The 23776-nt window shown below is 46.5% G+C and carries 21 protein-coding genes; 17 read left to right on the top strand and 4 right to left on the bottom strand.

Going from position 1 to position 23776, the window contains the following annotated elements; translation table 11 throughout:
• Window positions 1–2 precede the first annotated feature (2 nt).
• Entirely contained in the window at window positions 3–1160 is a 1158-nt protein-coding gene (gene rodA / locus D9A03_RS18190) for a rod shape-determining protein RodA (protein WP_120498654.1), read from the top strand.
• Window positions 1161–1212: 52 nt separating this feature from the next.
• Here rodA and D9A03_RS18185 read toward each other — a convergent pair whose 3' ends face one another.
• Complete coding sequence (locus D9A03_RS18185) at window positions 1213–2499, bottom strand: nucleotide sugar dehydrogenase (protein ID WP_120498653.1); 1287 nt, start codon at window positions 2497–2499, stop codon at window positions 1213–1215.
• Window positions 2500–2705: 206 nt separating this feature from the next.
• Here D9A03_RS18185 and D9A03_RS18180 point away from each other — a divergent pair, with 206 nt between their 5' ends.
• A complete protein-coding gene (locus tag D9A03_RS18180; RefSeq protein WP_120498652.1) occupies window positions 2706–3158 on the top strand; it encodes a hypothetical protein in 453 nt (150 codons plus the stop codon).
• A 14-nt stretch (window positions 3159–3172) separates the two neighbouring features.
• A complete protein-coding gene (locus D9A03_RS18175) occupies window positions 3173–3595 on the top strand; it encodes a hypothetical protein (protein ID WP_120498651.1) in 423 nt (140 codons plus the stop codon).
• A gap of 51 nt (window positions 3596–3646) precedes the next feature.
• Here the strand turns inward: D9A03_RS18175 and D9A03_RS18170 are convergent, their stop codons facing one another.
• Window positions 3647–4204 carry a nitroreductase gene (locus tag D9A03_RS18170; protein ID WP_120498650.1) on the bottom strand — a complete coding sequence of 186 codons (558 nt, stop codon included), beginning with the start codon at window positions 4202–4204 and terminating at the stop codon, window positions 3647–3649.
• 197 nt (window positions 4205–4401) lie between these two features.
• Here D9A03_RS18170 and D9A03_RS18165 point away from each other — a divergent pair, with 197 nt between their 5' ends.
• Both D9A03_RS18165 and pepN read left to right on the top strand, forming a co-directional pair.
• Window positions 4402–4608: a bacterioferritin-associated ferredoxin gene (locus D9A03_RS18165; protein WP_120498649.1), complete on the top strand. Its 207-nt coding sequence runs from the start codon at window positions 4402–4404 to the stop codon at window positions 4606–4608.
• A gap of 313 nt (window positions 4609–4921) precedes the next feature.
• Window positions 4922–7564, top strand: a complete 2643-nt coding sequence (gene pepN / locus D9A03_RS18160; protein WP_120498648.1) for an aminopeptidase N — start codon at window positions 4922–4924, stop codon at window positions 7562–7564.
• Window positions 7565–7614: 50 nt separating this feature from the next.
• Here the strand turns inward: pepN and bluB are convergent, their stop codons facing one another.
• A complete protein-coding gene (gene bluB, locus D9A03_RS18155; RefSeq protein WP_120498647.1) occupies window positions 7615–8253 on the bottom strand; it encodes a 5,6-dimethylbenzimidazole synthase in 639 nt (212 codons plus the stop codon).
• Between the two features lie 193 nt (window positions 8254–8446).
• On the opposite strand from bluB, the gene cobU reads away from it, so the two are divergent.
• The 6 genes from cobU (at window position 8447) to D9A03_RS18125 (ending at window position 16206) form a co-directional block, all read left to right on the top strand.
• Window positions 8447–8995 carry a bifunctional adenosylcobinamide kinase/adenosylcobinamide-phosphate guanylyltransferase gene (cobU, locus tag D9A03_RS18150; protein WP_120498845.1) on the top strand — a complete coding sequence of 183 codons (549 nt, stop codon included), beginning with the start codon at window positions 8447–8449 and terminating at the stop codon, window positions 8993–8995.
• A gap of 25 nt (window positions 8996–9020) precedes the next feature.
• Window positions 9021–10055: a cobalamin biosynthesis protein CobW gene (cobW, locus tag D9A03_RS18145; protein ID WP_120498646.1), complete on the top strand. Its 1035-nt coding sequence runs from the start codon at window positions 9021–9023 to the stop codon at window positions 10053–10055.
• Between the two features lie 114 nt (window positions 10056–10169).
• Complete coding sequence (gene cobN / locus D9A03_RS18140; RefSeq protein WP_120498645.1) at window positions 10170–13907, top strand: cobaltochelatase subunit CobN; 3738 nt, start codon at window positions 10170–10172, stop codon at window positions 13905–13907.
• Window positions 13908–13959: 52 nt separating this feature from the next.
• Window positions 13960–14604, top strand: a complete 645-nt coding sequence (gene cobO / locus D9A03_RS18135; RefSeq protein ID WP_120498644.1) for a cob(I)yrinic acid a,c-diamide adenosyltransferase — start codon at window positions 13960–13962, stop codon at window positions 14602–14604.
• Window positions 14605–14756: 152 nt separating this feature from the next.
• On the top strand, window positions 14757–15377 hold the full coding sequence (locus D9A03_RS18130; RefSeq protein WP_120498643.1) for a flavin reductase family protein: 621 nt from the start codon (window positions 14757–14759) through the stop codon (window positions 15375–15377).
• 70 nt (window positions 15378–15447) lie between these two features.
• The gene (locus D9A03_RS18125) at window positions 15448–16206 is read left to right on the top strand and encodes a sulfite exporter TauE/SafE family protein (protein ID WP_120498642.1); all 759 of its coding nucleotides are present in this window, start codon (window positions 15448–15450) and stop codon (window positions 16204–16206) included.
• Window positions 16207–16235: 29 nt separating this feature from the next.
• On the opposite strand, the gene cbiB is transcribed toward D9A03_RS18125, so the two are convergent.
• On the bottom strand, window positions 16236–17234 hold the full coding sequence (cbiB, locus tag D9A03_RS18120; protein ID WP_254055090.1) for an adenosylcobinamide-phosphate synthase CbiB: 999 nt from the start codon (window positions 17232–17234) through the stop codon (window positions 16236–16238).
• Between the two features lie 123 nt (window positions 17235–17357).
• Here cbiB and D9A03_RS18115 point away from each other — a divergent pair, with 123 nt between their 5' ends.
• From D9A03_RS18115 to cobM, 6 genes are read left to right on the top strand one after another with little or no spacing between them, the layout of a single operon-like run.
• Window positions 17358–18440 (top strand): sirohydrochlorin chelatase, encoded by a 1083-nt coding sequence (locus D9A03_RS18115; protein WP_120498640.1) that lies wholly within the window; start codon window positions 17358–17360, stop codon window positions 18438–18440.
• Window positions 18441–18463: 23 nt separating this feature from the next.
• A complete protein-coding gene (locus tag D9A03_RS18110; protein ID WP_120498639.1) occupies window positions 18464–19099 on the top strand; it encodes a precorrin-8X methylmutase in 636 nt (211 codons plus the stop codon).
• Window positions 19096–20340 (top strand): precorrin-6y C5,15-methyltransferase (decarboxylating) subunit CbiE, encoded by a 1245-nt coding sequence (gene cbiE / locus D9A03_RS18105; RefSeq protein ID WP_120498638.1) that lies wholly within the window; start codon window positions 19096–19098, stop codon window positions 20338–20340. The genes D9A03_RS18110 and cbiE overlap by 4 nt, the downstream gene beginning before the upstream one ends.
• The gene (locus tag D9A03_RS18100; RefSeq protein WP_046508982.1) at window positions 20330–21037 is read left to right on the top strand and encodes a precorrin-2 C(20)-methyltransferase; all 708 of its coding nucleotides are present in this window, start codon (window positions 20330–20332) and stop codon (window positions 21035–21037) included. The genes cbiE and D9A03_RS18100 overlap by 11 nt, the downstream gene beginning before the upstream one ends.
• Complete coding sequence (gene cobJ / locus D9A03_RS18095; RefSeq protein WP_120498637.1) at window positions 21037–22905, top strand: precorrin-3B C(17)-methyltransferase; 1869 nt, start codon at window positions 21037–21039, stop codon at window positions 22903–22905. Before D9A03_RS18100 ends, cobJ begins: the two co-directional genes overlap by 1 nt.
• On the top strand, window positions 22902–23720 hold the full coding sequence (gene cobM, locus D9A03_RS18090) for a precorrin-4 C(11)-methyltransferase (protein ID WP_120498636.1): 819 nt from the start codon (window positions 22902–22904) through the stop codon (window positions 23718–23720). The genes cobJ and cobM overlap by 4 nt, the downstream gene beginning before the upstream one ends.
• Window positions 23721–23776 lie beyond the last annotated feature (56 nt).

Raw genomic sequence — 23776 nt, 5'->3', positions numbered from 1 at the left:
ATATGGGTCAGCAGCCTCATTATCTTGGACGACATAACCCTGAAATTACTCTTGGTCAAAAACTCTGGCAGTTAAACTGGGGGATGATTGTTCTCATTTGTATGATTGCCTCAATTGGCTTGGGAATGCTTTATTCTGCTGCAAACGCCAGTTTTGATCCCTGGGCTTCAAGGCAGGCGATCCGCTTTGCTGTTGGCTTTGTTTTGATGGTTACTGTGGCTTTGGTGGATATACGCTTTTGGTTCCGTGTTAGTTACCTGTTTTACTTTGCTGCCTTAGTTCTTTTAGTCGGCGTTGAGGTTATGGGCAGTGTCGGAATGGGCGCGCAGCGATGGATTGATCTTAAGTTTATTCAGTTACAGCCATCAGAACTGATGAAAATAGCGATTGTCTTCGCTTTGGCTCGGTATTTTCATGGCGTTTCACAAGAGGATATCGGACGAATTACGTTTCTGATTATTCCTTTAGTTATGGTTTTTACCCCTTCTGTACTTGTCTTGAGACAGCCTGATTTGGGCACAACCGGGATGCTCGTTATGGCATCAGGGGCTGTTTTCTTTTGTGCTGGCGTGCGGCTTTGGAAGTTTGCCGTCGTGGTTGTTTCTGGTCTGGCTGCGATACCTATTGGGTGGCAGTTCTTGCATACCTATCAAAAAAATCGCGTTTTAATCTTTTTAAATCCCGAGCAGGATCCTCTGGGGACAGGGTATCATATTCATCAGTCCAAAATTGCTTTTGGATCAGGGGGCGTTTTCGGGAAAGGCTTTCTTCAAGGATCGCAAAGTCATTTGAACTTTTTACCCGAAAAGCAAACTGACTTTATCTTTACGATGCTTGCTGAAGAGTTTGGAATGGTCGGGGGACTTGTTCTTTTGGGCCTCTATGTGCTTTTGATGATTTATGGTTTGGCGATTTCTTTGCGCTCAAGAAATCAGTTTGGCCGGCTATTGGCGATTGGTTTGACCTTTAATCTTTTTCTTTATGTCTTTATCAACATCGCCATGATCATGGGGTTGGTCCCTGTGGTTGGTGTTCCTTTACCCCTTATTTCATATGGTGGAACTGTGATGTTGACCGTTATGATGGGGCTTGGACTTGTAATGTCTGTATGGCTTCACAGAGACATTAAAATTTCTCGCCATGGTGTTCATGATGAGTAACTTAACATCTCTATGCTGAATGTTGATAAACTGGTGCCTCTTAAAGTCTTCTTTAGAGACACCAATATCCGTATCCATTATCGAAGCGACGGTCTCTCCACATTCCCTTCATGTCAGCAATCAAGCCAGTTGGTTTGATTATTTGTTGAATGTTCGTGTTCGTGAGTGCTCTGTATCCATTATGAGGAACAGCACCAATTACACAATCATAAGGTTCGTCAGTTTCGAGAGATGGTTTTAGCTCTATATCAAAAAACTGTTTGGCTTCCAGAGGATCTGCCATGGAATCATGAACATCCACTTCATGTCCCAATTCTTTCAAGTCATTAACAATATCAGTTATTTTTGTGTTTCGTAGATCCGGCACATCTTCTTTAAAGGTTAATCCAAGGACAAGAGTTCGAGGCTTTTGTATGCCGGGATCTCTGGCAAGTATTGTGTTGTGGATGGCATTGCTTACCGCTTTGCTCATTGCCTCATTGGTTGAACGTCCTGACAAGATAACTTTTGGATCGTGTCCTGCCGCTGTTGCACAATGAGCAAGATAGTATGGATCAACACCAATACAATGCCCCCCGACAAGGCCTGGTTGAAAGTTTAGAAAGTTCCATTTTGTGCCCGCGGCTTCTAAAACGTCATAAACTGAAATGCCTAGCTTTTGGAAGATAACGGCGATTTCATTTACGAATGCGATGTTGATATCTCTTTGTGCATTCTCAATTACTTTTGCTGCTTCGGCTGTTTTAATGTTCTTTGCTACAAATATTCTGTCGCCATTCATGGTGCCATAGATGCTTTTAAGTGTTTGAGCTACTTCCGGGGTCTGCCCCGCGACGATCTTTGTGATATTATCAACGGTATGCTCTTTATCTCCTGGGTTTATTCGTTCGGGGGAATAGCCGAGGAAAAAGTCTTTTCCACATTCCAAACCTGAGCATTTGGCGAGAATAGGGCCACATATATCTTCGGTTACGCCAGGATAGACAGTACTTTCATAAACAACGATATCACCTTTTTTTAAAAAACCGCCAACAGTTTCAGATGCCATTTTTACAGGCGTGAGATCAGGTGTGTTTGTGCTGTCAACGGGTGTTGGAACAGTCACGATATGAACATTGTGATCTCTGATTTCTGTTTTATCGCTTGTTAAATGAAGAGTCGAATTTCGTAAATCAGGTGTTTCGATTTCGCCTGTGCGATCAAAACCGTCTAGAAGTTCCGAGATACGGTTCTGATTTATATCAAAACCTGTAACTTTGTAATATTTTGCCAAATGAATAGCCAGTGGTAGGCCGACGTAACCTAGGCCAATAATACTGATTTTTGAGTTCTCTGTCATAATACCAGCTTGAATAAATCAAAATTAATCTTTGTTCGTTGTAAGTGATCGCTGGTACCCAGGCAATATTAATTCTGCAAAGAAGGTAAGGAGTGAATTCAGCTTAGATCAAATAAAGGTAAAAATAGATGTTTGACCATTTGTTTACCATTTTGATGTTACTTAAAAGTGGTGCAAATTGGTCATGAAATCAAAAGGTTGTCTTGATGGCAGAATATAAAGGTATCGAAAGACGTCTCGTTTTTCGCCTGCTTGATTACTGGGAGAAGAAAAAAAACGGTCGGAAAATGCCAAGTCTGGATGACATTAAAGCATCCGAACTCGGAGACGACTGGGATTGGTGCTTCTTGATTTTGCTGGGGGATGAAGGTGAAGACGCAACCTTTCATCATATCGGATCTTTGATTTGGCCGGCTGATCGTGAACCGTTGATTGGTAAAGAGGTAAGCGCTACTCCTGATGATAGCCTTATTCAGCAGGCAGCACGCTTTATGCCAAGAGTGATGGAATTGGGGGTTCCTGTGAGTATTGGTGGTGAGTGTATGGACGGTGGGGATAAGCTTCTTTATCGTAGTACGTTAATGCCTTTATCATCGGATGATGAATTTGTTGATGCACTCTTTGGTGGTGCGAATTGCCGAAAAGTCACGAACAAATAAAGGTTTTAGCCGCGATGCCTCAGGCTGTTTCTTTCGAAGTTGATACATATCAGAATAATCGGTGGGTGCTTGAGTGCGTTCTTGATGATAAGGACATGGCACTGTCTACAGCGAAAAGATTGTATGATTCCAAACGGTTTTCTGCTGTGCGAGTGGTACAGGAAACGTTTGATGAAGATAGTAATTCCAGTCGAGAACGAGTAATTTTTGAGACCACTGTTGCTGATCGGGATAATCGAACAGCGAAACATCAGGCTGAAGCTGCAAAGGTTGATCGGTCAGAACGCAAAGCCCTGAAAAAACGCCCTCGCCAAGCTGTAAAACCTAAGGCTAAGGCAGCAAAGAAAAATGGTCCTAGTTTGTGGGTATTGTTGTTATGGCTTGTCGCTATACTCGCAAGCGGGGCAACACTGCTTTATTATTTGCAGCGTTTATGATGATTGTTATCGGCAGGACTTATGATCGAAGCCCTGCCATTACGATCTAATTTATTTCCAATAAATTGTGAAGTCTTCCGGATCTGGGCGTTTACGTTCTTTTACATCTCTCTCGACACTACCAACATAGAGAAAGCCTATGATATCCATATTGTCCTCAAGACCTAATCCTTGTTTGACATTTTGATCATAGGCAGCATTTCCAGTAAGCCAGATTGCTCCATAATTCCGCTCATGAGCAGCAAGCATGATATTTTGAGCTGCTGCGCCTGCGGAAAGAACTCGTTCATTTTTCGGTACACCGGGTTTTTCATCTGTCATGACAGAGCAGACAACGATGACGAGTGGTGCCAGTTTGGGGCGACTACCTTCTTTTTCCAGCTGTTCCGCAGTTGCGTCAGGATTTCGTTTTTTGAGTGATTCTATAAAAAGGTCAGATAGCTTATGTCTTGCCTCGCCTTCGATCACGATAAAACGCCATGGGCGTAACCATCCATGGTCTGGCGCAGTGACGGCTGCACGAAGCATGTAATTAATATCTTCTTTGCTTGGGGCGGGATCTACCATCCATTGGGTAACGATAGATTTACGAGATAAAAGAAATGACAAGATAATCTCCTAATAAGCTTTATCCAACTCATAAATGATAATGCGTAAAGTTACATCTTCTTTTTGATCTAAATGATCGCCAGAAAGGTGATGGTGCATTTAAATATAGTTATCATTATTAATCTATTTGCAATCGATTATCATTTACACTATATGTTGATCGTGGATGAAAATCATTCTCAACGGCGAGAGAGAAAATGTACGTTTGCATATGTAATGGCTTTACAGAAAAAGATGTGAAGAATGTTGTCGGCCTTGGCGCTTCTTCTGTCGCGGGTGTTTATAAAGCCATGGATTGTTCGCCACAGTGTGGAAAGTGTGGGTGTGATATCAAAAACATGCTTGATGAGGAAAAGTCCCTTAATGCACAGTTTGCAAAGATGAAACATCTCGCGGCCGAATAGGCATTAATCAACATAATAATACCGTCTTATACGTATATTGCACTCAAACGTTTTGCGTGTGATGAAATCGTTTTGAATTTCAATTTTACGGCGTAGCTCCAATACAATTTTAAACAGCTTCAAGACTGTAAAAGCTCACGTAGAGGGCGTTTTGTGCTTTCCGAATTTAATATGATCGGCATGGTTCCAAAAACAAACTTGATATATTAACAATTGAAAATAGTAGTTTTGGCGTTGTTGTTACTGCTCTTACCTAATAGTATTAGGTAAATATTATATTGTATAAATTAAAGTTGTTTTTTGGTGAGGAATTATGAAAAAGGCACAGGTGAAAGCTACGCAGTTAAAGGATTATGTGGCGCCGGCTTTCTTGGTAGATCATGTTGACTTAACGTTTTTTCTCAAACCCGAAGCAACAAAAGTTCATTCCAAGTTAAAGATCAGGCAAAATTCTGATAGCAAACAAGCACTTGTTTTGGATGGGGATAAACTTGGTCTGGATTCTGTCGCCATTGATGGAAGAATATTAGGGCGTGATGAATATGAACTCGGGGAATTTTCGCTTTCGATTCCAAATTTTCCTGCAGAAGCTGTACTTGAGATTATTACCTGCATCAATCCTGTGCAGAACACCAAGCTAGAAGGTCTTTATCTATCTGGCGGGAATTTTTGCACGCAATGTGAGGCAGAAGGTTTTCGCCGGATAACCTACTATCCGGATCGTCCTGATGTTATGGCGACATACACGGTGACTGTTCATGCTGATCGAAACAGTTATCCGATCCTGCTCTCGAATGGCAATTTAGTTGATCAGGGTATTGGAGATGACGGTAGTCACTGGGCGCGATGGGATGACCCTTTCCCGAAACCAAGTTATTTGTTTGCCTTGGTTGCCGGTGATTTGGCTTGTTACGAAGACAGTTTTAAAACAAGTTCTGGTCGGGACGTGACCCTTAAAATCTTTGTTGAACATGGAAACGAAGACAAGTGCGCTTACGCCATGGATTCTCTTATCCGTTCGATGAAGTGGGATGAAGAGCGGTTCGGGCTAGAGTACGATCTGGGTATCTTTAATATTGTGGCTGTTAGCGACTTTAATATGGGCGCGATGGAGAACAAGAGCCTGAATATTTTTAATTCAAAATGTATTCTTGCAAGCCCTGATACTGCGACGGATTTTGAATTCGAACGCATCGAAGCAATTGTTGCGCATGAATATTTTCATAACTGGACAGGGAACAGAGTTACGTGCCGTGACTGGTTTCAGTTAAGTTTAAAAGAAGGTTTGACGGTTTACAGGGACCAGGAATTCAGTGCAGATATGCGCTCTGCGCCAGTAAAACGAATTCTGGATGTTCGTACGTTACGTGCGCGACAATTCCCGGAAGATGCTGGCCCTCTTTCTCATCCGATCCGACCAGAGTCTTATATAGAGATAAATAACTTCTATACTTCGACCGTCTATGAAAAAGGCGGAGAGGTGATCAGGATGATGGCTGAACTTCTTGGGAAGGATGGTTTCCGCAAGGGACTGGATCTTTATTTTGAACGGCATGATAACCAAGCGGTAACCTGTGACGATTTTGTCGCGGCGATGGAAGATGCAAATGGTGCAGATCTTAAGCACTTCCGTCTTTGGTATAGCCAGGCGGGTACACCTGAAGTTGAAGCTAACTGGTCTTATGATGCAAAACAGGAAACTTTTACCCTAACGCTTGATCAGTTCACAGCACCAACACCAGGTCAGGATATAAAGCAACCGCTGCTTATACCTTTCACCATTGGTCTGATCGGACAGAATGGTAATGAACTCCCTTTAAAGCTTGAGGGAGAGAATGCAGAAAATCAGGAAACAAAACGTACTCTCCGTTTTGATCAGGAAAAGCAAACATTTACCTTTGTTGATGTTGGTGAGCAGCCAATTCCCTCTTTAAATAGAAACTTTTCAGCACCAATAAAACTATCGACCAAATATACAACTGAAAATCTTGCGTTCCTGATGGGACATGATAAAGATGCTTTTAGTCGGTGGGATGTAGCGCAAACATATGCTTCCAGATTGATGCTTAAGATGGTGAAGTCTGTTCAGGCTGGTGGAGTTGCTGAATTTGATCGTCAATATGCGGATGCTTTGGCGTTGAATATTGCAGACAAGTCACTTGATCCGGCGTTTTTGGCACAGATGCTTACCTTACCATCTATTGACTATGTCACAGAGCAAATGGAAGTTGCTGATTTTGTTGCTGTCGAAAAGGTCAGATCAGTATTTAAAGCAGGTATTGCGAAGGCCTTGTTTGGACAATTCAAAGAGCTTTATTCATCTGGTAAAGAGACCGCAGCCTATAGCCCGGATTCTGTTTCTGCCGGGCGTCGTGCTCTTTGTAATACGGCGCTTGGATACTTGTCAGTTATTGAAAATGATCCCGGGTGTTTGAAGCTTGTTGTTGAACAATTTGAAATGGCCGACAATATGACGGATCGGATGGCCGCCTTAACCTTATTGGCCGACATTCCGGGTGAGGAAAGAGAAAAGGCACTCAGCGTGTTTGAAAACCGTTATGCTGATAATGCTTTGGTTATGGATAAGTGGTTTGCTGTTCAGGCGACATCAACAATTCCAAATGCATTGGGGGAGGTGAAAAAACTGCTGACTCACTCGGCATTCTCTTATAAGAATCCAAATAAAGTCAGGGCTCTTATTGGATCATTCTCTGGTGCAAATCCGGCACGATTTCATGCCGAAGGTGGCGAAGGATATCGTTTCTTGGCCGACAGTATTATTCATTTGAACGGAATTAATCCACAAGTTGCTTCAAAGATCCTGGCTCCTTTAGGGAGTTGGCGCCGAATGAATGCGACACATCAGAAAATGATGAAGGCTGAATTACAGCGAATTCTGGATACTGAAAATCTTTCTAATGATGTCTACGAGATTGCATCTAAATCTCTTTCGTAGATTAAATCGCGTTATGAATTGGAAAAGATGCCTGCTTTAGCGGGCATTTTTTATTTAATAAGAAGCTTACGGCAATCGCCCAAACGATCTTGCCAACCGAGTGTCACCAGTTCGGGTGTGTCTTTTTCTTCGGTCGGGTAGCCAATGCAGCAATAGGCTACAAGTGCCCATTCGTCCGGGACTTCCAGTGTTTGCTTTACTGCGTCAGGATCGATGATAGAGACCCATCCAAGGCCGATGCCCTTTGCTCTGGCTGCGAGCCAGAGAGTATGGACTGATAACACTGCAGAGTATCGCAGCATTTCTGGCATGGATTGATGCCCCAGACCATGGCCTTGTTCGGTTTCTTCGTGTGCAAAAACCGCGAGCTGTATTGGGGCGCGATCCATTCCTGACAATTTAAGCTTGGCGTATAGCTTTGCTTTTTCTCCATCATAGCCTCTAAGCGCCTGGGCATTTGCGCTCTCAAAGTTTTCTTTGATTTCTTTCTTCTTTGTTTTGCTCTCGATCAGTACATAACGCCAGGGTTGGCTGTTTCCTACAGATGGGGCAAGGCAGGCGAGGTCTAATAGCTCGTCAAGTGTGCCTTCTGGTAGCGGATCAGTCTTGAATTGACGTACATCTCGGCGCCATTCCAGCAATTCGGTTAATTTGTTACAAAAATTATCGTTGAAATCTGGTTTGTTCATTACACTCGAAGCCAATCGTCGCTACTTATTGCCTGTAGAAAATGCATGGAATGTTGGGAACTGTCGATGGTTTTATTCATATTAGCCGTTTTTCATATTTGCCTTGCAACAACTTTATGTCCAAGAGAAAAGAGTTAGGTAAGAATTTGATGAAAACGGGTATGTGACCTGTGAGGACAAAGAGTTCAAAGTGATGTCAAAAACAAACGCTGGAGCTGCCCACTCATTAATTTTGGGTGGAGCTCGTTCCGGGAAAAGCAGTTATGCCGAACAGTTGGTGGAGAGACAAAAGGGAGATTGCCTTTATGTCGCGACAGCGAGAGTCTGGGATGACGAAATGGCTGATCGGATTGATGAGCATAAAGAACGTCGTGGCGAGCGATGGACAACCTTTGAAGAGCCGTTGGATTTAGTGAAATGCTTGAAACAAGTTCATCGACCTGATGCAGCTATTCTCGTCGATTGTCTGACTTTGTGGGTAACAAATCTGATGATGGAAGGGCGTGATCCTGACGTAGAAGGTGCACAACTGGTCGCGTCTTTGGCCGAGTTATCATGTCCTGTTGTGTTAGTTTCAAACGAAGTAGGTTTAGGGATTGTCCCCATGGACAAGATGTCCAGAGATTTCAGGGACTATGCAGGGCGTTTACATCAACGCCTTGCTGCAGTAGTCCCTTCCGTAACATTTATGGTGTCGGGGTTACCAATGCAGATTAAGCCATCTGCAATATGCTCTGACTAAATTTTTAAAAGCAGGATTTTGACGTATGTCTCAAGCAGCAAAAATTCCAGCCACTGTTATTACAGGTTTTCTGGGCGCTGGAAAAACTTCGACAATACAACATCTTTTGAAGACGGCTGGTGGTAAAAGAATTGCGCTTATTATTAATGAATTTGGTGACCTGGGTGTCGATAGTGACATTGTCAAAGGTTGTGGCATCGAAGGATGTAATGACGATGATGTTCTCGAGCTCGCCAATGGATGTATCTGTTGCACAGTTGCGGACGATTTTATTCCGACAATTGAAAAGCTGTTAAATCGCGAAACACCCCCTGATCACATTATCATTGAAACGTCTGGTCTGGCCTTACCCAAGCCATTGGTGAAAGCTTTTAACTGGCCTGAGATCCGTACCCGCGTAACCGTTGATGGCGTTATTACTTTGGTTGATGGCAGAGCTGTGGCCGATGGTTTGTTTGCCACGAACCCAGAGGCAATTGCGCAACAACGTGAAGCGGATGAAAATCTTGATCACGAAAGTCCTTTGGAAGAGCTTTTTGAAGAACAGCTTGCTTGTGCTGACATGGTTGTTGTGAATAAGCTTGATCTGCTTAACGAAGATGATATGGACACGGTTCTGGAGGCTATCCGGAAAGAAATTCGCCCTGAAGTAAAGATCGTGAAAATATCTCATGGTGAGATTAACGCATCTGTTCTGCTTGGGTTGGAAGCTGCGGCCGAGGATGATTTGGATTCTCGTCCTTCGCACCATGATGATGGGCACGAACATGATCACGATGATTTCGAGAGCTTTGCCGTGGAGTTGGGCGAGATCACAAACCCTGATGCGTTAGTTGAAAAGTTGCTTCCGATTGTCGCCGAGCACGATATTCTTCGGGTTAAGGGGTTTGCTGCTGTCGCTGACAAAGACATGCGCCTTGTCATCCAAGGTGTTGGGAGCAGATTCCAACATTATTTTGATCAGGAATGGTCTGATGGTGTTGAGCGCCGTTCCCGTCTTGTGATTATAGGTGATCACGATATGGATGAGCCTGCCATTCGTGCTGCATTTGCGGCCTAAAAAAGTATAACACCGAGACCGAGATACTAATCTCCCGGTTCCGGTGATTTTACGATATCAATCCGACGCTTATATTGAGCCAGGAAGAAGAACGCAAACCAAGAGAAATACTCTATGCATCTGTTACAAGCCCAACCCGGGGCAATCGCTGATGGATCCGAAGCAATCGACCTGGGGCAAACGCCAGGGGATATTGTTATTGTATCTGCGGCAGATACCGAATTGGCCAGTCTGGTTCAGGCCAGACAGGTAATTGGTGATGCATATCCGTCTCTGCGTTTGGCGAATTTGATGCAACTATCTCACAACATGTCAGTCGACTTGTATGTTGATGATATTATTGCCAATGCAAAGATTGTTGTGGCACGAATCCTCGGAGGGGCGGGCTATTGGCCCTATGGGGTCGAACAGCTTAGGGCTATTTGTAAGCAAAAGAATATTCCTCTGGTTTTATTACCGGGTGACGATCAGCCAGATGCAGAACTTGCTGCCCATTCGACAGTAGCACAGGATGTTTATCATCGGGTTTGGCAATATCTCATTCACGGTGGACCGGACAATTCCCGAAATCTGTTATGTTACCTTGCTGGATTAATTGATCGCGATTTTGAGTGGGTAGAGCCAAAGCCGTTATTGCGGTCAGGCATTTACTGGCCCGGAAGTGATAATCCTGAGCTGAATGATTTGCGTCGGGACTGGGTTGCTGGCGCACCAGTCGCTGCGATTGTTTTTTATCGCGCGCTTTTACAGGCTGCCAATCTGGCACCGGTTGATGCCTTGATCAAATCGCTGAAAGAAAAGGGTATTAATCCCTTACCTGTTTATTGTGCTTCGCTAAAAGAACCGATTTCGGCAGGAATCATCAGCACACTGTTAAAGGATGCAGATACTGGACTTATTCTGAATGCCACGGGCTTTGCAATTTCAACGCCCGGCGTGAGCAGAAAAGAAACCCCTTTCGATGTTGTTGATGCGCCAATTCTGCAGGTTATTTTCTCTGGCGGGAACGAGGCTGGGTGGCGAGAGGGTCTAAGCGGTCTTTCAGCCCGCGATATTGCAATGAATGTTGCGCTGCCAGAGGTTGATGGGCGTATCCTTTCCCGTGCCGTTTCATTCAAGTCAGAAGCCCGTTATGACGAAGCAACCCAAAGCTCTGTTGTCAGTTATCAGGAGGTAACAGACCGGATTGATTTTGTTGCTGATTTGGCAGCAGCGTGGCTGCGGCTTAGAAATAAAGAAATTTCTGAACGCAAAGTTGCGGTGATTATGGCGAACTATCCCAATCGGGACGGGCGCATGGGGAACGGCGTTGGCCTCGACACACCTGCAGGCACAATACAGCTTTTAAAGGCAATGGTTGGCGCCGGGTATAGCGTTTCAGATATTCCTGCGGACGGGAATGCTTTGGTCGAGCGCATGGCAGAGGGACCAACCAATGCTGCCATTGATGGACGCGTTATCAGATCAAAGATTTCTTTAAGTGCCTATGAACAGTTCTGGGAGGCTCTGCCTGTTGCTGTGAAAACAGCTATAGAGGATAGATGGGGGGCTTTCGAGAATGATCCTTTTTACATGCCAGATGCTGGTGCCTTTGCTGTATCTGCGTTTCATTGTGGCAAGATCATCATCGGACTTCAGCCTGCGCGTGGATATAACATCAATCCTGTTGAAACCTATCATGATCCCGATCTGGTGCCGCCACATGGGTATCTGGCCTTTTATGCTTGGTTGCGACAGGAAGAAAAGGTTGATGCCATTATCCATATGGGCAAGCATGGAAATATGGAATGGTTGCCCGGTAAGTCGTTAGCACTTTCCGGGGAATGTTTCCCGGAAGCTGTTTTTGGACCAACACCGCACCTCTATCCCTTTATTGTGAATGACCCCGGTGAAGGCACACAAGCAAAACGCCGTGCCCAAGCGGTGATCATCGACCACCTAACGCCGCCATTAACGCGGGCTGAATCCTATGGTCCGCTGGCAGACCTTGAGCAGCTTTGTGATGAGTACTACGAAGCTGCTGGGGTTGATCCCCGACGTTTGAAAGTTTTAAGGGACGAAATTCTCAAAATTACCCAGCGAATTGGTCTGGACAAAGATTGCGGGATTGAGCAAACGGATGATGAAGATGCCGCGCTTTCAAAGCTGGATAACTATCTTTGCGAATTGAAAGAAATGCAAATACGCGACGGTCTGCATGTCTTTGGCCTGGCCCCGGAAGGGCGTCTTTTGGATGATCTGCTCATTGCCTTGACGCGTTTGCCGCGTGGGGAAGGGAAAAAAGGGGATGCCTCTTTGATCAGATCGCTGTCAAAAGATTTGAACTTCCCGATTGAATTTGATCCCCTGGATTGTCGGTTTGGTGATCCCTGGTTTGGTCCTAAGCCTGATGTTCTCGCAGCGGGAGATAGCTGGCGAACCAACGGAGATACTGTAGAGCGTCTGGAAATTTTGGCTCAAAAGCTGGTATCCGGAGAGGTGCAGGCATTAGATGAATGGGAGAATACACGCCCAGTTCTTGCCGAGATAAACAACACGATCGGACCAACTGTAATCTCTTGTGGTGCCGAAGAGATTAAGGGCACTCTGCGCGGTCTTAACGGACAATTTGTTGAACCCGGTCCTTCTGGTGCTCCGACGAGAGGGCGTCCGGATGTGCTGCCAACGGGGCGTAATTTTTATTCAGTTGATTCCCGCGTTGTTCCGACCCCAGCGGCTTGGCATTTAGGCTGGAAATCAGCAAACTTGATGATTGAACGATATCGTCAGGAAAACGGGTCCTGGCCAAAGCGAATGGCGCTTTCTGCTTGGGGAACATCCAATATGCGAACAGGAGGGGATGACATCGCACAAGGCCTCGCTCTGATGGGAGTTCAACCAAAATGGGAACCTACTTCAAGACGTGTCGTGGGGTTTGAGGTCATGCCCTTGTCTGTTCTTGATCGGCCGCGTGTTGATGTCACTTTGCGTGTTTCCGGTTTTTTCCGCGATGCTTTCCCCGCTCAGATTGATCTGTTTGATTCTGCCTGCCGCGCTATTGCTGCTTTGGATGACGAAACAGAAAAAATGAACCCCTTGGCTGCAAGAGTATCCGCAGAATCTAAGGATCTCATTGCAAAAGGTCTGGATGAAAAAACGGCGGTCAAGCGTGCTGGATATCGTGTTTTTGGTTCTAAACCGGGGGCCTATGGCGCTGGATTACAGGCATTGATTGATGAGCGCGGTTGGGAATCAGAAGCCGATCTTGCCAAGGCCTATATAGGTTGGGGTGGTTATGCCTATGGAAGCGGAGGTGCTGGGGAAGCAGAACACGGCCTGTTTGAAAGCCGTCTGAGAGATGTGGAAGCGGTAATTCATAATCAGGATAATCGAGAGCATGATTTGCTGGATTCTGATGATTATTACCAGTTTGAAGGTGGAATAACCGCGGCTATTCGGCATCTTTCGGGTGAACAGCCAACTGTTTATCACAATGATCATTCTCGCCCTGAAAGCCCGCAAATCAGAACACTTCAGGAAGAAATCGGCCGTGTCGTCAGGGCGCGTGTTGTTAATCCTAAGTGGATTGATGGTGTCAGACGTCATGGTTACAAGGGGGCCTTTGAAATGGCGGCAACAGTGGATTATCTTTTTGCCTTTGCAGCGACAGCAAAAGTAGTTGAAGATCATCATTTTGATGCTGTTTTTGATGCCTATCTGGATGATGCAGAAGTTCGCGAATTTTTGGAGCAAAATAATCCTGCTGCTTTGCGGGAAATGGCAGAGCGGCTGATCGAAGCGCAAGACAGGAACTTGTGGAAAGCACGTTCCAATTCTGCACGTGCTCTGTTGGAAAATATCGTTGCCAGCTAAATAAGCTGTTTTATAGAACGTATAGTTAGAGAAGACATTGGGGAGACATTAAATGAGCGATACAGAAAATAAACCAAGCGCGGAAGATTTTGAACGCGCCAATGAAAAATCAAAAAAGCGCAAAGCCGCCCGGGACAAAATGCTATCGAACAAGGTCAATGAAAAAGGTTTGATCATAGTTCATACGGGTAAGGGTAAAGGTAAATCCACAGCCGCATTTGGTCTGGCGACACGTGCTGTTGGCAATGGTATGAAAATAGGCGTTGTACAGTTTGTAAAAGGTAAGTGGGAAACAGGTGAAAAATACGTTCTGGAAAAATTCCCTGATCAGGTTGAAATGTATGCACTTGGCGAAGGTTTTACCTGGGATACGCAAGATAGAGAACGTGATATTGCTGCCGCTGAAAAAGCATGGGCTAAATCCAAAGAAATGATAGATGCGTGCCGTGGTGATAATCCGAAATATGACATGATTGTTTTGGACGAGCTGAATATTACACTTCGCTATGATCATCTGGTTTTGGAGGAAGTGATTGATTTCCTTGAAAACAAGCCAGAAGACTTACACGTTGTTATTACGGGACGAAATGCCAAGGAAGAGATGATCGAAATCGCAGATCTTGTGACAGAGATGACTTTGGTTAAGCATCCCTTTAGAGATCAGAACATTAAAGCTCAACGTGGTATTGAGTTCTAGCCAGAAAAAATAATTTTAAAAAGAAGGCGGCTTTTTGCCGCCTTTTTCGTTGAGAGCAAATGAAGCTTTAGATTTTAACTGGAACGTCCTAAGCTTCTGTACTTTCTTTGTTGCAGCTTTTAATTGCGATCCTTTATTCTTCGGAGACATAGATGTTTTTCGTTCCCGGCAAACACAAAGATCATGGTTTGCCTTACAACCCTTTTAAAGCTTGTGTGCTTCCGCGCCCAATTGCATGGCTTTCAACGCAGTCAGCCGAGGGTGTTTGTAATCTTGCACCTTATAGTTTTTTCAATGCTTTTGCGGATGAGCCACCCATTATTGGTGTGGGCATAGCCCCGGATAGCCGGGAAGAAGGTACAAAGGATACACTTCGGAATATTCTAGAAACAAAAGAGTTCGTTTTTAATCTTGTTTCATGGGAACAACGAACGTCGATGAACGAAAGCTCAAAGCCTGCCCCTGTTGATGTGGATGAGTTTGAAGAGGCGGGTCTTGAGAAACTTCCTTCGCAGATAGTCAAACCTCCTCGTGTGAAGGGGGCACCGGTTCACTTTGAATGCAAACTTTTCAAAACTGTGGACCTGCCGAAAAACGATAGCGGCAAACACTATACCCTGGTTCTTGGGGAAGTGGTCGGAATGCACATTGATGAGGCTTATCTTACGGATGGTATGGTTGATGCGACTAAAATGAAGCCCTTGGCGCGCCTTGGTTATCAGGATTATTCCGTTGTAAATGAAGTTGTGCAGTTGGTACGTCCTTCTGCCTAAATTGAACGAGTGTAAAATATAGAAGGTTCGATGCTGTAAAAGATTCGTACCGAGAAAGCAGGGCTGAGTGATGGTGTTTTCATTAGAGCAAGTTCAGTTAGATGCTCTTGATCTGTTGTACGTTTTGTTTTGCGGGTCAGTTGCCGGGCTTTGTCGTGGGTTTGCTGGTTTTGGCCTTTCTGCGTTAATTGTCACATCATTAACCCTAGTGCTTCTACCTGTCGAGGTTGTCCCGATTGCGCTGTTGCTTGAAATGATTTCAAGCTTGGTAATGGCCCGGATGACTTGGACAGCTATCCACTGGGGCCTGTTGAAATGGCTTTGTGTCGGTGCCGCAATTGGTGTGCCGGCAGGTGTTTTTCTGTTGAAAATAATACCCGCTGATCCTTTACGTATTGCCATCTCGTTGGGTGTATTGATCGCAAGTATTCTGTTGTTTTTGGGTGCACGCTTCAGAGTAAAAGAAAGTGATCCAAAGAATCTATCCGTCGGCTTAGTATCAGGTGTTGCCAATGGCGCTGCATCCTTGGGGGGATTACCTGTTGCGATCTATATGATGGCTGCGGCGCTTCCGGCAGAGGCCGTTCGGGCTACGATGAATCTGTATTTTCTAGTACTAGATGCCTATGGCACAGGAGCCTTGTTTTTTGCCGGGCTTTTAGATCAGGTTACGATTGCACGGGCACTACTTCTTGTTGTTCCAGTAACTCTGGGTATCTATCTTGGCAATTATATTTTCCAGCGTAGCTCAGCTAATCATTATCGCTATGTGGTTCTGATCCTCTTGATGGTGTTATCCATCTCGGGCTTAATCAAATCCCTCATCTGATTTGTTCAGAAAAAGGGAGTTGAAAGAACCTAAAACTGGAAGACCAGTATTCCCAAGCAGGCAGCGAAAGGACAGAGCATCCAAAAACCGGCACCTATGTAGAGTTTCAGAGCCAACTTTATATCCTTGGCAGAAAGGTTGCTTCGGCCACCGTTACCCATCCAGGGATCATCAACGACATAACCCGGATATTTACGAGGACCAGCAAGGGCAAAACCTAGCGCACCTGCAACAGCTGCTTCCTGCCATCCAGCATTGGGGGACCGATGTTGACCGGCATCACGAACCATAACTTTAAAGGCTCTGACTGCTGATGCTTTGGGAACCAAGAGACCGGCAAACACGTATAACAATCCGGCCAGACGTGCGGGAACCAGATTAACCAGATCATCCAGACGAGCAGCGAATTTGCCAAAGGCATCGTAACGTTCGTTTTTGTGCCCGATCATACTGTCCAAAGTATTGATTGCCTTGTAAGCACAAAGTCCGGGCAGACCAAAAAGAGCAAACCAGAAAACAGGGGCGACAACACCGTCAGAAAAATTTTCTGCCATGCTTTCGATTGCTGCCCGACAGATGCCTGCCTCGTCCAGACTTTCCGGATCTCGTCCAACCAGATGGCCGATGGCCTTTCTGCCTTCCCCTAAGCTTTGTGCAAGTGCCGTTGATACATTGTGAACCGCTGTCCCCAAACCTCGATAGGCAATAAGGCTGGAAGCAAGGATGGATTCGATGATCCAGCCATGAGATACTTGCCCCAGCGTTCGGGAGAGTATAAGACCGACAGCAACGGCCAGAGCAATGATTACGATTGAGAGTAAGGTCCCGAGAAAGATGCCGCTTATCCGGCTGTTCTTGGGATTATTCATTCGGTGTTCACTGATTTCTATGGCCTTCCCGATAATGACCACGGGGTGAGGAACATAGCGATAGAGCCACGCAGGATCACCGATTATGATATCTATGAAAATAGCAGTAATCAGGATCAGGATTGGTAAAAAAAGTGGTTCTTGGACCAAATACGACATCAACATGGCGCGAGAATGTTAGCAGTCTTGTTACAGGTCAAGTAGTCGTAAGCCATAATTTGATAAAAGTGTATCGCAGCAACGCCCCCCTGTTGCTAAAAAATGATGGATGAGGTGAGTATAATGACCGAAAACGGTCCTAAAATTGGTGTAATGGTTTGTGGACATGGCAGCCGTGATGAAGGCGCCGTCCGTGAATTTGAATCCGTTGCCCGGGGTATTCGCGAACGTCTGCCTCAATACGAAGTTGATAGCGGTTTTTTGGAATTCGCAACGCCAATTATTCGAACGGGTCTGGATAACTTGCGTGAATCTGGACATGATCTTGTTTTGGCTATTCCCGGAATGCTTTTTGCTGCTGGTCATGCCAAAAACGATATTCCATCTGTTTTACGTACCTACGAAGCACAAAACCCAGGGATGAAAATTGAATACGGTCGTGAGCTCGGTATTGATACCAAGCTGATCAAGGCTGCTGGGGACCGCATTCAGGAAGCTGTGGATAGTGCCAATAAAGAAAACGGTGAAGTGCCGATTAGTGAAACTATGCTGATGGTTGTTGGTCGTGGCGCGTCAGACCCTGATGCGAACTCCAACGTTAGTAAGGTAATGCGTCTTCTTTGGGAAGGTTTTGGTTTCGGCTGGGGCGAAGTTTGTTATTCCGGCGTAACCTTCCCGCTTGTTGAACCTGGCCTCGAGCATGCTGCGAAGCTCGGTTATAAGCGGGTTATTGTCTTCCCGTATTTCCTTTTCACGGGTATTCTTGTGAAGCGTATTTACAGCTATACAGACCTTGTCGCTGAGCGCCATCCTGAGATTGATTTCGTCAAAGCCCCATACCTTTCTGACCACCCACAGGTTCTGGACGCATTCGCAGATCGTGTTCAGGAGATCCTGGACGGTGCCAATGTCATGAATTGTAAGCTCTGTAAGTACAGAGAGCAGGTTCTGGGTTTTGAGGCCGAAATCGGCCTACCGCAAGAAAGTCATCATCACCATGTGGAAGGGATCGGTACAGGCCCTGCAGAAGATCACGATCATGGACACTCTCATTCTCACGACCACTCACATGATCACAGTCACGGGCATAGCCATGGCCATTCGCATGGTCACGGACATGATCACGACCATCACCACCATCCATACCCGCATGCTGACCACCCGCTGGGGCCAGTCACCATGAAAAAAGAAGATGGTATTGCATAACATCTCGGGATAAGGCCAAGGTCATGACAGTCGAATACGATTACATTCGGGACCCGCAAGAGATCTATCGCGAGTCCTTTGCTCAGATAGAAGCGGCGACTGACTTGAGTGCTCTTCCTGCTGATGTCGTGGATGTCGCAGTGCGAGTAATTCACGCTTGCGGTATGCCAGAGGTGGTTGAGGATCTTGCATGGACTGATGATGTTGCATCCAAGGGAAGGGCTGCGCTAATAGCCGGGGCACCCATTATTGTTGATTGTCGTATGGCACGTGATGGTATTATTCGAAACAGACTTCCTGCGAATAATCAGATCCTGTGTCCCCTGATTGATGAGCGCGTACCTGACATTGCCAAGGAAATTGGTAATACCCGCTCCGCTGCGGCAGTCGAGTTATGGAAAGAGCATCTTGAGGGGGCTGTTGTTGTTATCGGGAATGCCCCGACGGCACTGTTCCGGTTACTGGAAATTTTGCATGATGGTGCGCCCAAGCCGGCCGCGATCCTTGGGTTTCCAGTTGGGTTCGTTGGGGCTGCTGAATCAAAAGATGCCTTGATCGATGCAAAGATTGACGTTCCTTACATGACATTGCGTGGTCGTCGCGGGGGAAGTGCAATTGCATCTGCTGCCCTGAATGCAGTGGCAAAGGATAACAAATGACCTCTGAAGCAAACACGGGTGCCTGGCTCACCATTTTAGGCATTGGCGAAGAAGGGCTGGGTAGCTTGACACCCGTCGCCCGTCGTTTGCTTGATCAGACAAAGGTACTTGTTGGCGGAGAACGCCACTTGGCTATGTTGGGCAAAGACCAGCGAGAGCAGATAACCTGGACCTCACCTTTTTCATCAATGGTCGAAAAGATACTCGACCGTAGGGGCGAAGATATTTGTATTCTGGCGTCGGGCGATCCGATGTGTTTCGGTGTTGGGGCCACATTTTCCAAACGCATTCCTGCTTGTGAAATGCTTGTTGTTCCCGGTATCTCATCCTATTCGCTGGCCTGTTCCAGACTTGGTTGGGCCATGATGGATGTTGATATGTTAACATTACACGGGCGTCCTTTGAGCCTGCTTCATCCCCATGTTCAGCCGGGGGCACAATTGCTTATGCTAAGTGAGAACGGGACAACGCCTGCCGAAGTCGCCTCATTGCTGACAGATCGTGGTTTTGGCGATAGCAAGATTACCGTTCTTGAGCACATGGGCGGAGAGAAAGAACAGGTACTGGATGGGGTTGCGCACTGTTGGTCTTACCCAACCTGTGCAGATCTTAACACGATTGCTGTTGAGTGTATTGCAACACACCGTGCTGAAATATTGCCGACGGTTCCCGGATTACCCGATGATGCTTTTGTGCATGATGGGCAGTTGACCAAAAAGATTGTGCGTTCATCGACCCTGTCAGCTTTGATGCCGATGGCGGGACAGATTCTTTGGGATCTGGGGGCTGGTTGTGGATCCATTTCTATTGAGTGGATGCGTGCGGCCCGGGGAACAAAGGCTGTTGCGATTGAGCGGGATAAAGAGCGTCTTTCGAGCATCGCAGCGAATGCTCAGGCTTTGGGGACGCCCTTTTTATCTATTAAAGAAGGTGAACTGCTTTCTGTCCTTGGTGAGTTGATAAAAGAAGAGCAACGCCCTGATGCGATTTTTGTGGGTGGGGGAGCCACTTCAGAAGGGCTGTTTGATATTTGCTGGAAGATTTTAAAGCCCGGTGGTCGCTTTGTTGCAAACGTTGTGACGCTCGAAGGTGAAATGAAACTCTTTGAATGGCATAAAAAAGTCGGGGGAGAACTCAATCGTATTTCGATTAGTCAGGCATCCCCCATTGGACCTTATCATGGCTGGCGGGCGGCGATGCCTGTAACCCAGTATGCAGTGACGAAAAAATATGACGGGTAAACTCTATGGCGTCGGCATTGGCCCCGGCGATCCAGAACTCTTGACTTTAAAAGCCTTGCGGTTGATTCAAAAAACCAAGGTGTTGGCTTATCCGGCACCGGATGTTGGCGATAGTCTGGCGCGGACAATCGTGGCGGAACATCTACCGGGCGGGCAAACAGAATATCCTATCCGTATACCTATGGTGACAGAACGTTTTCCGGCACAGGACGTTTATGATCAGGCGGCCAAGGATATTACAGAGTTTCTGGAAGCTGGACAGGATGTTGTTGTGCTTTGCGAAGGCGATCCGTTTTTCTATGGGTCCTTTATGTATCTCTTTGGACGCATGATGGAACGTTTCGAGGTCGAGGTCGTACCGGGTGTTTCGTCCCTTATGGCTTGTTCAGCAATGGTTGGCGCTCCTTTGGCTGCGCGGAATGATGTCATGACAATCATTCCCGGCCCTGTTGATGCCGATATTATGAAACAACGCCTGCGCAATGTGCAGGCAGCGGCGATCATCAAGGTTGGTCGCCATTTTGAAAAAATTCGCAGCATTCTTGAAGAACTGGATTTGGTTGATTGTGCTCGCTATGTGGAACGCGCAACCATGGAAAACCAGAAAGTAATGCCTTTAAGCGAAGTGGGGGATGCCAAGGCACCTTACTTCTCAATGATTTTGGTCCACAAACGTGGTGAGGCCTGGACACTGTAATGACGCAAAAATTTGATCACTCTCCTGCCTTCGTAGCTCTGACTGCAGAAGGCGCGAAACTTGCTAAAAAATTACGCGATGCCTATGGCGTCGGCGAAATTCATGGTCGCGTGGGCCGTGTGGAAGGCGCTGATGTTTCTTTTGATGAAACCATTGCGCATCTTCAATCGCTTTTCCGCGAAGGGCGCGCCATTGTCGGTATCTGTGCTGCCGGTGTTCTTATTCGGGGTTTGTCTCCACTATTAGCCGACAAGCGTGCAGAACCGCCTGTCATTGCTGTTGCAGAGAATGGCTCTGCTGTGGTTCCTCTACTCGGTGGCCATCACGGGGCAAATGACCTGGCAAAGGCCTTGAGCAGTAAACTTGATGTTGTTGCCTCAATTACAACGGCTTCTGATAATCGTTTTGGCATCGCGCTGGATAATCCGCCTTCGGGTTGGAAGCTTGGTAATCCACAAGATTATAAAGCCTTTATTGCGGCTGTGCTGGCTGGTGCAGAGGTGAAACTCAATGGGGATGCTGATTGGGTGAAGACAGGGAGTCTTCCAATCTCTGACGACGGTGAGCTTGTTATCACTGTTACCGAGAAGGATCTCACTGGCTCTGAGAAAGAACTGATACTGCACCCGGCAACGCTCTCGCTTGGTGTTGGTTGTGAACGAAATGCAGAATCAGAAGAACTTTCAAAGCTTGTTTATGAGACTCTCAAAGCTGAGGGACTTTCTCCTAAAGCCTTGGCGGGCGTGTTCTCTATTGATGTCAAAGCGGATGAAACGGCTGTAGAGGCGCTTGCTGCCGAACTGGATGTTCCTGCGCGTTTCTTCCCGGCTGAAGAACTTGAAAAGCAGACGCCGAGGTTGGAAACACCATCAGATATCGTCTTTGCCGAGGTTGGCTGCCATGGGGTGTCCGAAGGATCTGCGCTCGCAGCTGTTGGTGATGAAGGTAAACTTCTTGTTGCCAAGAACAAGTCCAAACGTGCGACTTGTGCTATTGGACAATCAAAAAAGATCATCGAGACATCAACTTTGGGACAGGCGCGCGGTAAACTCTTTGTCGTTGGTTTGGGCCCCGGCGATCAGAGTTGGCGTGCACCGGAAGTGGATCGTGTGGTCCGCGGTGTAACGGATTTGGTTGGGTATCATCTCTACCTTGATTTGCTTGGTCCCTTGGCCGAAGGCAAGGACCGTCACGGCTATGAACTGGGCGAAGAAGAGATGCGTGTTCGTATCGCCCTGAACCTTGCTGCCGAAGGGCGCTCTGTTGCACTGGTTTGTTCAGGTGATCCCGGTATTTATGCCATGGCGGCACTGACCTTTGAGCTTTTGGATCGTGGAGAACGGGCCGATTGGAATCGTGTAGATATTCAGGTGACGCCGGGTATTTCTGCACTGCAGGGAGCTTCCGCTCGTATCGGGGCACCCTTGGGGCATGACTTCTGCACAATCTCTCTCTCTGATCTTTTGACCCCTTGGGAAGCCATTGAAAAGCGTTTGAATGCTGCGGCACAGGGGGATTTTGTTATTGCCTTCTATAACCCTGTTTCCAGACGCCGTACCAAGCAGCTTGCCACAGCGGTTGAAATTCTCCTTCAACACCGCCCGGCAGATACGCCGGTTATGCTGGGCCGCAACCTTGGTCGCGAAGGGGAAAGTATGACTGTTTTACGTCTTGATGAATTGACGCCGGATCAGGTTGATATGTTGACCGTTGTTCTTGTCGGATCCTCGACGTCACGCAAGATTGAAAAGTCAGACGGTTCATGTTGGGTGTACACCCCACGCGGTTATGAGAAGAAAGCCCACCTCTATGAGAACTTTGACGAGACAGGCGAAGTGAAAACGATCACAGAAGGATCAGCAGCATGACGGTATATTTCATTGGTGCTGGTCCGGGTGCACCGGATCTTATAACCATTCGAGGCCGTGATCTCATTGCCAAGTGCCCTGTGTGTCTCTATGCGGGATCATTGGTACCGGAAGGCGTTATTGCTTTTGCACCAGAAGATGTTTTGATCAAAGATACTGCGCCGATGAATCTTGATGAGATCATCGAAGACATCAGCACGGCTCATAAAGATGGTAAGGATGTTGCGCGGGTGCACTCTGGTGATCCCTGCCTCTATGGTTCTGTTGCCGAACAGATGCGCCGTCTTGATCAGCTAGGTATCGATTACGAAGTTGTCCCCGGTGTTTCAGCCTATGCTGCGGCTTCTGCGGTTATCCAGAAGGAATTGACACTACCGGAAGTCAGTCAGTCGATTATTCTGACACGGACAGCCATGAAATCTTCGGCAATGCCGAACAACGAAGATCTGGATACCTTTGGCAAATCAGGTGCAACCCTTGCCATTCACCTGTCCGTGCGTAACCTCAAACACCTTCAGGAAACGCTAATTCCGCATTACGGCGAAGATTGTCCGGTAGTGATTGCATATCGTGTGACCTGGCCGGATGAATTGATTATTCGCTGTACGCTCAAAGACGTGCGGGAAAAAGCCCGTGAAGCCAAAATCACCCGTACAGCTCTGATCCTGGTCGGACATGTCCTTGCAGATGATAAAGACTTCATCGACAGCAAACTATACGATCCAGATTTTGTTCATGTCCTGCGCCTTGGTAAGGATAAGAAAAAAGCAGCGGTCGTGGAACGCGAAGCAAATGTGCCGGGTGGATTGGATTGAAATTTATTAGGTTTATGAGTGAAAAGAGAGGCCTGAGAGCCTCTCTTTTTATTTTG

This window comes from Kiloniella sp. EL199 (assembly GCF_900313065.1).
In the GTDB taxonomy this organism is placed as follows: domain Bacteria; phylum Pseudomonadota; class Alphaproteobacteria; order Kiloniellales; family Kiloniellaceae; genus Kiloniella.
The sequence above is the reverse complement of the archived record's forward strand: the minus strand, read 5'-3'. Positions and strand labels throughout refer to the sequence as shown.